Genomic DNA, 247 nt, shown 5'->3' on the forward strand with positions numbered 1-247 from the left:
TTTTTTTGTTTTTTTTTTTAGATGGGTGTGTTTTTTTTTGTCGCTGGTTTTTTTATTTAAATTGTTGGTTTTTTTTTTTTTGTTTTTCTGATTGTTTTGTTTTTTTTTGTTTTTGGTGTTTTTTTTTTTTTTGTTGGTGTTGGGTTTGTTTTTGAATTTTTGGTTGTTATTTTTTTTTTTGGTTTATTTGTGGTCTTTTTATTTTTTTTTTTTTGTGGGTTTTTTTTTATTGTGTTTGTTTGTAATT

General features: G+C 20.6%; 1 protein-coding gene. It reads right to left on the reverse strand.

Translation table 11 applies throughout. The features are described 5' to 3' along the window. Positions 1–56: 56 nt before the first annotated feature. Positions 57–247 (reverse strand): hypothetical protein (locus tag Q0795_RS17290; protein WP_298891793.1); only part of this gene is annotated, 191 nt, incomplete at its 5' end.

The sequence above is a fragment of the uncultured Serinicoccus sp. genome, from assembly GCF_947487915.1.
Taxonomy (GTDB): Bacteria; Actinomycetota; Actinomycetes; order Actinomycetales; family Dermatophilaceae; genus Ornithinicoccus.